This is a genomic window from Kitasatospora sp. NPDC036755, from assembly GCF_040636595.1.
Classification (GTDB): Bacteria; Actinomycetota; Actinomycetes; order Streptomycetales; family Streptomycetaceae; genus Kitasatospora.
Map to the genome: position 1 here is coordinate 1 of NZ_JBEZUT010000322.1, position 9,928 is coordinate 9,928.

Here is a 9,928-nt window from a genome sequence, read left to right on the forward strand (position 1 = left end):
ACGGTCGGCCGGTGCGGCCGGGCGGACGGGCCCGTGGCGCGGACCGGGCCCTGGCGGCGGGCGGGCGGGGGCGGCCTCTTACCATCGGTTGGCACTGTTCGACGGACGCCGGTGCCGGCCCGGCCGGGTGCCTGCCGTCCGACACCGAGGAGGAACCCTCATGCAAGCCCGGAAGATCGGGGCGGCCGCCGCGTCGGCGGTGGCGCTCCTGGCAGCCCGTGACCTCGTGCAGAAGAAGCACGCGCTGCTCCGGAACTTCCCGGTGGTCGGGCACGCCCGGTACCTGCTGGAGCGGATCGGGCCGGAGCTCCGGCAGTACATCGTGACCTCCAACGAGGAGGAGCGCCCCTTCAGCCGTGACCAGCGCACCTGGATCTACGCGTCGGCGAAGGAGGAGAACAACTACTTCGGTTTCGGTACCGAGGTGGACGTCGCACACGTCCAGGGCCACGCCTACCTGAAGCAGCGCACCTTCGCCGGGCCGCTGCCCGACGCCCACGACCCGCAGGCCGCCCTGCCCTCGGCCAAGGTGCTGGGCGGGCCGCGCGGGCGCGCCAAGGCCTTCCGGCCGGCCAGCGTGGTGAACATCTCGGCGATGAGCTTCGGGTCGCTCTCCGGCGCGGCCATCACGGCCCTCAACAAGGGGGCGGCGCAGGCCGGCGCGATGCACAACACGGGTGAGGGCGGCCTCTCGCCGCACCACCGCAACGGCGGCGACCTCGTCCTCCAGCTCGGCACGGCGTACTTCGGCTGCCGCAACGAGGACGGCAGCTTCAACCTGGAGAAGCTGAAGGAGATCGTCGCCGGTGCCCCGGTCAGGGCGATAGAGATCAAGCTCTCCCAGGGCGCCAAGCCCGGGCTGGGCGGGATGCTCCCGGGTGCGAAGGTGACGCCGGAGATCGCCGGGATCCGTGGCATCCCGGTCGGCAAGGACTGCGCCTCCCCGTCGCGGCACACCGCCTTCGGTGACGTCGACTCGATGCTCGACTTCGTCGAACTGCTCGCCACCGAGACCGGCGTGCCGGTCGGGGTCAAGAGCGCGGTCGGGGACCTGGGCTTCTGGCAGGAGCTGGCCACGCTGATGGCGCGCGGCGACCGCGGGGTCGACTTCGTGACGGTCGACGGCGGCGAGGGCGGCACCGGGGCGGCGCCGCGGATGTTCGCCGACTCGGTGTCGCTGCCGTTCCGGATGGGCTTCTCCCGGGTCTACGGCACCTTCGCCGAGCTGGGGCTGACCGATGACCTGACCTTCATCGGCTCCGGCAAGCTCGGTCTGCCGGAGAACGCCGCGGTCGCCTTCGCCCTGGGCGTCGACATGATCAACGTGGCCCGTGAGGCGATGCTGTCGATCGGCTGCATCCAGGCGCAGAAGTGCCACACCGACAAGTGCCCCACGGGCATCGCCACCCAGAACCCGTGGCTGGCCCGGGGCGTCGACCCGGCCTCGAAGTCCACCCGGGCCGCGGTCTACCTGCGCACCCTGCGCAAGGAGCTGTTGAAGGTCTCGTCCGCCGTCGGCGTGGCGCACCCGGCGCTCATCACGGCCGACGACATCGAGATCATGAACGGCGACTACGAGGCCCGCACCCTGGGCGGGGTCTACGGCTACAAGGAGGGCTGGGGCGAGCTCGGCCCGCGGCTGGCCGAGGAGATCACGGCGCTGATGACCGCGGGGCCGTCCGCCTGACTCCCCCGCCGCCGGCCTCCGGCCGGTGGTCCGGCGGCCGGTGCCGGGTCCTCGCGGACCCGCGGCACCGGCCGCCGGCGCGTTTCGCGGGGGCTCCTCGGCCTGTTCGCCACCCGCTCCCGGGAATTGGTCCAGACCTCAATTGGTCCAGACCTATTGACGTGCCCGGTCCCCCCTCCTACGATCCGGTCCGGCACCCCCCTGCACGTCCCCCCACTTCACCCAGAGCCGGGCGTCACGCCCCCACGCGTCGGTCATGTCCATGACGCCCGGCGGAAAAGGGAGCACAGCATGTTTCGTCGGAGGTCGCGTACGCCACGCCCGTCGGGCGGAAGTGAGCCGATCGGAGCCCCCCGCCCGCACCGGGCGACGGTGGAGCGCGCGGCACGGGTGAACCGGGCCGGTCGCGCCGAGCGCGGGCCGGGCGTCCTGAACCGCTCCCTCGCCGTGGTGAGCGCCGCCGCCGTCATCGGCGCCGGCATCGCGGTGGCCGGCACCGTCACGGCCGGTGCCGCCACCCCCAACCAGGTGGCCAACCCCGGCTTCGAGAGCGGGCTCTCCGGCTGGACCTGTTCCGGCGGCATCGGCGCGGCCGTCGGCAGCCCGGTCCACTCCGGCTCCGGCGCGCTCCAGGCCACACCGACCGGCCAGGACACCGCCCAGTGCAGCCAGACCGTCAGCGTGCAGCCCAACTCCCAGTACACGCTGAGCGCGTACGTCCAGGGCAGCTATGTCTACCTCGGCGCCTCCGGCACCGGCGGCGGCAGCGACCCGTCCACCTGGACGGCGGGCAACGCCTCGTACGGCCAGCTCAGCGTCAACTTCAGCACCGGGGCGAACACCACCTCGGTGACGGTCTACCTGCACGGCTGGTACGGGCAGCCGGCGTTCTACGCGGACGACGTGTCGCTCACCGGCCCCGGCGGCAGCAGCCCCTCGCCGACCGCCACCGCGACGACGACCACGCCGCCGCCCACCACCCCGCCGCCCACGACCCCGCCCCCGACCTCCACGACGCCCACCACCCCGCCGCCCACCTCCACCCCGCCGAAGGGCGACACCTGCCCCACGAAGCCCAAGCCCTCGGGCAAGGTCCTGCAGGGGTACTGGGAGAACTGGGACGGCGCCCTCAACGGCGTCCACCCCGGCATGGGCTGGGTCCCGATCACGGACAGCCGGATGGCCGCGCACGGCTACAACGTCATCAACGCGGCCTTCCCGGTGATCCTCTCGGACGGCACCGTGCTGTGGCAGGACGGCATGGACAGCAACGTCAAGGTGTCGACCCCCGCCGAGATGTGCCAGGCCAAGGCGGCCGGGGCGACCATCCTGATGTCCATCGGCGGCGCCGCCGCCGGCATCGACCTCAGCTCCAGCACCGTCGCGGACAAGTTCGTCGCCACCGTCGTCCCGATCCTGAAGAAGTACAACTTCGACGGCATCGACATCGACATCGAGACCGGCCTGTCCGGAAGCGGCAACATCAACACGCTGTCCGCCTCCCAGGCCAACCTGATCCGCATCATCGACGGCGTGCTCGCCCAGATGCCCGCGGGCTTCGGCCTGACGATGGCCCCCGAGACCGCGTACGTCACCGGCGGCAGCGTCAACTACGGGTCGATCTGGGGCGCCTACCTGCCGATCGTCAAGAAGTACGCCGACAACGGGCAGCTGTGGTGGCTCAACATGCAGTACTACAACGGCAGCATGTACGGCTGCTCCGGTGACTCCTACCAGGCCGGCACCGTGCAGGGCTTCACCGCGCAGACCACCTGCCTGAACAACGGCCTCACCATCCAGGGCACCACCGTCAAGGTGCCCTACGACAAGCAGGTGCCCGGCCTGCCGGCCCAGCCCGGCGCGGGCGGCGGCTACATGGACCCGGGCCTGGTCGGCCAGTCGTGGAACGCCTTCAGCGGATCGCTGAAGGGGCTCATGACCTGGTCGATCAACTGGGACGGCTCGAAGGGCTGGTCCTTCGGCGACAACGTCAAGCGCCTCCAGGGGCGTTGATCCCCTGCCGCCGAGGCATCCGCTGAGGCACAGCCGGCGTCCCGCGCCCCGGAGCACCGCTCCGGGGCGCGGGCGTTCGCGGACGGGTCCGCCCGGAATCCCGGGGACCGGAGCGGCGGCCGGACCCTCCGGCCGGGGCCCCGGTTGTTCGGCGTTTTGTTCAATGACCGAGCGCCGAACCAGAACAACCCCGCTGCGCTACACCAGGAGCACACGTCACAACAGCGCCGAACGCCGGGAAGGTCCACCAGATGACGACGCTCTGCATCGCGAACAACCGCACCGAGGAGATGGTCGGTGACCTCACCGGGATGACACCGGCGGAGGAGCTGTTCGCCGGATGCGGGGCGCAGCGGATGATCTGGTGGGCCCGGGACGGCGACGTCCTGGTGCTGCCCTCGGGCCCCGACCCGGAGTTCCTGGCGTACGTCACCGGGCTGACCGGTGTGCGGGCCGACAGCCTGCGCTTCGTGGTGCCGCCGCCGGGCGCCCAGGGGGGCCAGGTGCTCACCGGCGACCGCCTGGCGGACCCGGGCTTCCAGGCGGAGCTGCGGCGCGTCCTGGAGGGGCGGGCCGTGGACGAGGTGCTGGCCATCGCGCCGAACGGCGCGGTCGCCGAGCTGGCGGCCGCGCTCGGCCTCGCGCACGCCATGCCCGGGCAGCCCTTCGCCGCGCAGGGCGGCAACGCCCTGGTCAACAGCAAGGCCGGGTTCCGGGCGCTGGCCGCCGGCACCGGGGTGCCGATCCCGCCCGGGCGGGTGGCCGGCACGCCGGCCGAGGTCGAGGCCGCGATCGAGCACCTGCTGGGGCAGGGGCACAGCGTGATGGTGAAGGTCGAGTACCAGGGCGGCGGCCTCGGCAACGAGGTCCTCGCCCGGGACGAGCGGGTGGAGGCGGTCGGCGCCGAGCGGGTGGTGCCGCTGCCGGACCGGGCGGCGGTCGCCGGGTACGTGGCCGAGCGGTGGACCTGGCTGACCGGCGGACGCGGCCAGCGGGTCGTGGTGGAGCGGTACTTCGCGGACTGCGCGGCGCTCTACGCCCAGTTCCTGGTCGAGGACGCGGGCGTGTCGCTGTCCGGCTGCGGCGAGATGCTGATGCGGCCGGTGGTGGTCGGGGAGATCACCCCGCCGGTCACCCCGGCCCCGGAGGTCCTGGCCGAACTCGTGGACCGGGGCGCCCGGTTGTGCGAGGTGCTGCGGGGGATCGGCTACCGGGGCACGATCAGCGCGGACGCCGTGCTGACCCCGAAGGGCGAGATCCTCTTCCACGAGACCAACGCGCGGCTCACCGGCTCCAGCCACCTGCTCGACGTCTTCTTCGGCCGCCTGCTGCGCGAGGAGCACCGCGGCTCGCGCCACATCCTGGAGCTCGGCGGCCTCAGGGTGCCGTCCTTCGCCGAGGCGGTGGCGGCGATCGGCGCCGCCGGGCTGGCCTTCGACCCGGAGACCGGCACCGGTGTGCTGTTCAGCAGCGACTACGGGCCCGCCGACGGCTCGGTGATGTACGGCGTGGTCGCCGAGACCCCGGAGGCCGCCCGGGCCCTGGAGGCCGAGCTGCTCGCGGTGTTCGCCCGATGAGCGCCGAGCCGCCCACGGGCGGCGGGCTCGTGGGGGAAACGGATCAGGACGGGACGACAGTGGGCGAAACCGAGGGAGACAACGTGACCGTGGACGGGAACGGGATGCGCGCGCTGGTGATCCACCGCTACGGCGGCCCGGAGGAGCTCCGCGTCGAGACGGTGCCGGAACCGCAGCCCGCCCCGGGCCGGGTGCTGGTCGACGTCACCCTGGCCGGCGTCAACTACGCCGACCTGGAGTGCCGCACCGGCGAGTACCTCCGGTTCCCGCTGCCCGCGGTGCTCGGAGTCGACGTGGTCGGGCGGCGCCGGGAGGACGGCCGCCGGGTCGTCGCGCTGCTGCGCACCGGCGGCGGGTACGCCCGGGTGGCGGCTCCCGAGGCGGCGCACACGGTGGAGGTGCCGGACGGGGTGGACGACGAGCAGGCGCTCGGGCTGCTGGAGCAGGGGGCTACGGCCTACGGCGCGCTGGTCCTGGCGGGGCGGCTGCGGGCGGGCGAGACCGTCGCGGTGACCGCGGCCGCGGGCGGGGTCGGCCACCTGGCGGTGCAGCTGGCCCGGGAGCTGGGCGCCGGCCGGGTGGTCGCCCTGGCCTCCACCCCGGAGAAGCGGGAGTTCCTGCGCACCCTGGGCGCCGACACCGTGCTCGACCCCGCGGACCCGGACCTGGCCGGGCGGCTCGCGGAGGGGGGCGGGCCGGACCTGTTCCTCGACTCGGTCGGCGGCCCGGTGCTGCGCGCCGGGCTGGCCGCACTGGCGCCGTTCGGCCGGCTGGTGTCGGTCGGTGCGCGGGAGGGCGTGGAGGACGGCTTCACGATGGGCGAGCTGACCCTGCGCTCGGCGGGGGCGCAGGGCTTCTGGCTCAAGCACGTCCTGGCGGACCGCAAGCTGTTCGAGGACGTCGCCGACCACCTGTTCCGGCTCGCCGCCGAGCGGCGGCTGGTGGCGTGGATCGACCGGACCGTGCCGCTGTCCGGGGTGGCCGCGGCCCACCGGGCGATGGCCGCGCGGGAGACCGTGGGCAAGGTGCTGGTGGACGTCCACCGCGAGGACTGAGCCGTACGGGGGCCGGGCCCGACGGTGGCAGCCGTCGGGCCCGGCAGCACGTCAGTACCCGGCGACCTCGTCCAGGCCGTGGCCGCGCAGCGGCACGAGGAAGCTGCGCTCGAAGACCACCACGACCTCGCCGGTGGACTTCGTCCCGGTGGTGCGGCAGCGGACGATGCCCTGCCCGGCGCGGCTCTTGGACAGCCGCTTGGCGAGGGTCTCGGTCTCCGCGTAGAGGGTGTCGCCGGTGAACACCGGGTGGGTCATCCGGATGTTCTCCCAGCCCAGGTTGGCGATGGTGCGCCCGCTCGTCGAGCGGGCGGTCATCCCGCCGACGAGGCTGAGCGTCACCAGGCTGGAGACGATCGGCTTGCCCCAGGGGGTGTGCTCGCTGTAGGCGGCGTCGATGTGCAGCGGGGCGTCGTTCATGCTCAGCATGCTCATCAGGACGTTGTCGAGCTCGGTGACGGTCCGCCCGGGGCGGTGCTCGACCACGTCGCCGACCTCGAACTCCTCGTAGTAGCGCCCGACCACCTCGCGGTAGCGGCGCTCGCCGATCCGCCGGTACCCGGCGGGTTCGGTGGTGTCCATCGCGGCTGCTCCCAAGTCCTAGAGGTCGGAGGTGAGTTCCTTGACGTGGCCGGCGAACTCGCGGATCAGCCGCTCGTCCATGTCGGCGCGCATCATCAGCCGGAGCCCGGCCTCGCCCTTGGGCACGATCGGGAAGAACACCGCCGAGCTGTAGAAGCCGCGTTCGAAGAGCTGGGCGGACAGCTTGACGGCCCGCTCGGCCTCCCCGACGTCGACCCGGCGCACCGGCAGGCCGTTGCCCGCGAAGGTGGTCGGCAGCAGCTCGTCGAAGAGCTCGATGTTGCGGGCCAGCTTGGCCTGAAGCTCGCCCAGTTCGGGGGAGCGGTGGATGGCCGCGCTGGCCAGCGAGGCGCCGACCAGCGGCAGCGGGATGTTCTGCGACCAGCCGACCGGGCCGGCGTGCCGGTGCAGGAACTCGAACTGCTCGCGGTTGCCGAGCATCGCGACGCCGCCGCTGGTGCCGAAGCCCTTGCCGAGGCTCGCGGTGATCACCGTCAGCGGGTTCATCTCCAGCCGGGAGCGGACGAAGCCCTCGCCGCGCTCGCCCATGATGGACAGCGAGTGGGAGTCGTCGATGTAGAGGAACAGCCCGTAGCGGTCCTGGAGTTCGAGCAGCCCGTCGAGGGCCGCGGTGCCGCCCATCGAGTACGCGCCGTCGGCCACGTAGGCGACCCGCGGGTACTTGCGGCAGACGTCCTCCAGGTAGTTCAGGTCGTTGTGCGGGCAGTTCAGCACCAGTGACTCGTCGGCGCAGATCGGCTTCACGTACGCCATGCAGAAGTGGCAGAAGCGGTCGAAGACCATCACCCGGGGCCCGCCGCCGCCCTGACAGGTGCCGTCCAGGTGGCCGGAGGCGATCAGCGGCAGGATGCCCGCGGTGAGCGAGGTACAGGACGCCCCGGGCAGGATGTGCGCGCCGAACAGCTCGCCCAGCTCCTCCTCCATCCGCACCAGCAGGTTGTGCCGGATCCGGGTGGTGGAGATGACCAGCGAGGTGTTGCGGGACTCGGTCAGCGCGTCCACCGCGCCGGCCAGGACCGCGGGGTGGTCGTTCAGGCCCAGGTACGAGCAGGAGACCATGTTGGCGAACGCGTGGCCGTTCTCGCGGACCGTCAGCCGGTTGTTGGACTCCGAGTCCACCGTGATGCCGATCAGGCCGTTGGCGGCGGCCGTCTGCCAGACCGGGTCGGCGGTGGCCAGCATGGCATCGGCGTTGCGGTACCGGCGCGGGCCGAGGATGGATTCTTCGGTCATCGTCACTTCTCCGTCGAGTGGGTCGGGGTGTCGGTGGGCGCGTGGCCCTGGGGGCGGCCGTGCGGGCGGTGCTGGGGGTGGTGCGGACCGGCGGACCGGCGCGGCTCGTCGGTCCCGGCCGGGTCGAACTGCTCGATCAGCCGCTGCGAGGCCTCGAAGAACGGCATGCCGACCATCACCCCGTCGACGACGGTGACCGAGCGGCCGTTCTCCAGCCCCGCCTCGACCACCCGGCGGGCGCGGGCCAGCAGCTCCTCGTCGGGGCTGAACGTCTCGTTGATCAGGGGCAGTTGGCGGGGGTGGATGGCGATCTTGCCGCTGAACCCGAAGTCCCGGGCGAGCCCGGCCTCCCGGCGCAGCCCGTCGAGGTCGGTGACCTCGAAGAACGGCGCGTCCATCGCCTCCACGCCCACGGCGCGGGCGCTGTTGACCACCCGGGCGCGGGCGTGGGCCAGGGCGTCCCAGGAGAGCCGGGCGCCGACCGCGAAGGCGTAGTCGGCCGAGCCGAAGACCAGCCCGCGCAGCCGGTGCCCGGCGGCCGCGATGGCGGGCGCGTGCTCGATGCCCAGCGGGGTCTCCACGACGGCCAGGAACTCCGTCTCCGGGCAGTCCGCGCCGAGCGCGCCGGCGGCGATCTCGATGTCCCGGGGCGACTCCGTCATCGGGACCAGCACCAGGTCCGGCTTGACCCGGTAGCGGGAGATGGCGATCAGGTCGCGCAGGCCTTCCGGCCCGGAGAGGGTGTTGATGCGGACCGCGCTGCGCGCGAGCTTGGTGGACGGGAGGGCGAAGAACTCCTCGGCGAGCCGACGGGCCTCCTCCTTCCGGGTGGGTGGGACCGAGTCCTCCAGATCGACCATGGCGATGTCGGCCCCGGACTGGTGGCTCTTGCCGTACCGCTCCACCGCCATCGCGGGCGTGGACAGGAGGGAGCGGCAGTACCGCGTGAACTTCATGGACATCTCCGAAGTCAGCGAAGGCTGAGGGTTCCGGTTCTATCCCACGGGCTTTGTTCGGCGCCGTACGGCTGGACATTGAACATCAACTCGGAACAACCGACCCGCACGCACCATTGTTTGACGCCAATGGTGCTGTGCATGATGAATCACCGGGGGAGATCGGACACGGGGCACCCGCGACGCGTGTGGCGTGCGGGCACGCGTGTCTGCGGGACACCGCTTCAACGGAGAAGGGGGCCGTTAATGCCGCGTCGGGAGAGTCCACTGGACCCTGGGGACGGGCCGCTGCTGCGCTTCGCGGGTGATCTACGGGCCCTGCGGGAGCGCGCCGGGCGTCCGCCGTACCGTCAACTCGCGCTCCGGGCCCACTGCTCGGCGGCCAGCCTGTCGGTGGCCGCGGGAGGCCGGCGGCTGCCCAGCCTCGCCGTCACCCTCGCCTACGTGCAGGCCTGCGGCGGGGACGTGCGGGAGTGGCAGCACCGCTGGCAGCTGCTCGCCGCCGACCTGGCCGCCGACACCGCGGCCCGGCGGCGCGCCCAGGACGTCGGACGGGCCCCCTATCCGGGCGCGGCCGCGTTCGAGGCGGCCGACGCCGAGCGGTTCTTCGGCCGCGAGGCGCTGCTGGACCGGCTGCTCGCCCTGCTGGACGAACGGCGGCTGGTGGTCGTCTCGGGGCCGTCCGGGGCGGGCAAGTCCTCGCTGGTCAGGGCGGGCCTGCTGGCCCGGCTCGGCGGGCCGCCCGCCACGGCCGCCGGTCCGGCGGCCCGCACCGGCCACCAGGACCAGCCCGGCCTTCTCCAG

General features: G+C 72.9%; 7 protein-coding genes and 2 pseudogenes. 6 read left to right on the plus strand and 3 right to left on the minus strand.

What is annotated here, in order from left to right:
- The first annotated feature begins 160 nt into the window (after nucleotides 1–160).
- From AB0E96_RS33285 to AB0E96_RS33305, 5 genes and pseudogenes are all read left to right on the plus strand, one after another.
- Nucleotides 161–1,687 (plus strand): FMN-binding glutamate synthase family protein, encoded by a 1,527-nt coding sequence (locus AB0E96_RS33285; RefSeq protein ID WP_359829527.1) that lies wholly within the window; start codon nucleotides 161–163, stop codon nucleotides 1,685–1,687.
- 291 nt (nucleotides 1,688–1,978) lie between these two features.
- Nucleotides 1,979–2,548: pseudogene (locus tag AB0E96_RS33290) on the plus strand (carbohydrate binding domain-containing protein); the annotation flags it as partial.
- Between the two features lie 195 nt (nucleotides 2,549–2,743).
- A pseudogene (locus AB0E96_RS33295) lies at nucleotides 2,744–3,700 on the plus strand (chitinase); the annotation flags it as partial.
- A 251-nt stretch (nucleotides 3,701–3,951) separates the two neighbouring features.
- Nucleotides 3,952–5,277, plus strand: coding sequence for a peptide ligase PGM1-related protein (locus AB0E96_RS33300; protein WP_359829528.1), 1,326 nt, complete (start codon nucleotides 3,952–3,954; stop codon nucleotides 5,275–5,277).
- A gap of 83 nt (nucleotides 5,278–5,360) precedes the next feature.
- Nucleotides 5,361–6,332 carry a zinc-binding dehydrogenase gene (locus AB0E96_RS33305; protein ID WP_359829529.1) on the plus strand — a complete coding sequence of 324 codons (972 nt, stop codon included), beginning with the start codon at nucleotides 5,361–5,363 and terminating at the stop codon, nucleotides 6,330–6,332.
- Between the two features lie 51 nt (nucleotides 6,333–6,383).
- On the opposite strand, the gene AB0E96_RS33310 is transcribed toward AB0E96_RS33305, so the two are convergent.
- Genes AB0E96_RS33310 through AB0E96_RS33320 form a run of 3 tightly spaced genes read right to left on the minus strand, consistent with a single transcriptional unit; the run spans nucleotide 6,384 to nucleotide 9,124 of the window.
- Entirely contained in the window at nucleotides 6,384–6,914 is a 531-nt protein-coding gene (locus AB0E96_RS33310; RefSeq protein WP_359829530.1) for a MaoC family dehydratase, read from the minus strand.
- Between the two features lie 18 nt (nucleotides 6,915–6,932).
- The gene (locus AB0E96_RS33315) at nucleotides 6,933–8,168 is read right to left on the minus strand and encodes an aminotransferase class I/II-fold pyridoxal phosphate-dependent enzyme (RefSeq protein ID WP_359829531.1); all 1,236 of its coding nucleotides are present in this window, start codon (nucleotides 8,166–8,168) and stop codon (nucleotides 6,933–6,935) included.
- A gap of 2 nt (nucleotides 8,169–8,170) precedes the next feature.
- Complete coding sequence (locus AB0E96_RS33320; RefSeq protein ID WP_359829532.1) at nucleotides 8,171–9,124, minus strand: CoA ester lyase; 954 nt, start codon at nucleotides 9,122–9,124, stop codon at nucleotides 8,171–8,173.
- Between the two features lie 246 nt (nucleotides 9,125–9,370).
- On the opposite strand from AB0E96_RS33320, the gene AB0E96_RS33325 reads away from it, so the two are divergent.
- Nucleotides 9,371–9,928 (plus strand): AAA family ATPase (locus AB0E96_RS33325; RefSeq protein ID WP_359829533.1); only part of this gene is annotated, 558 nt, incomplete at its 3' end.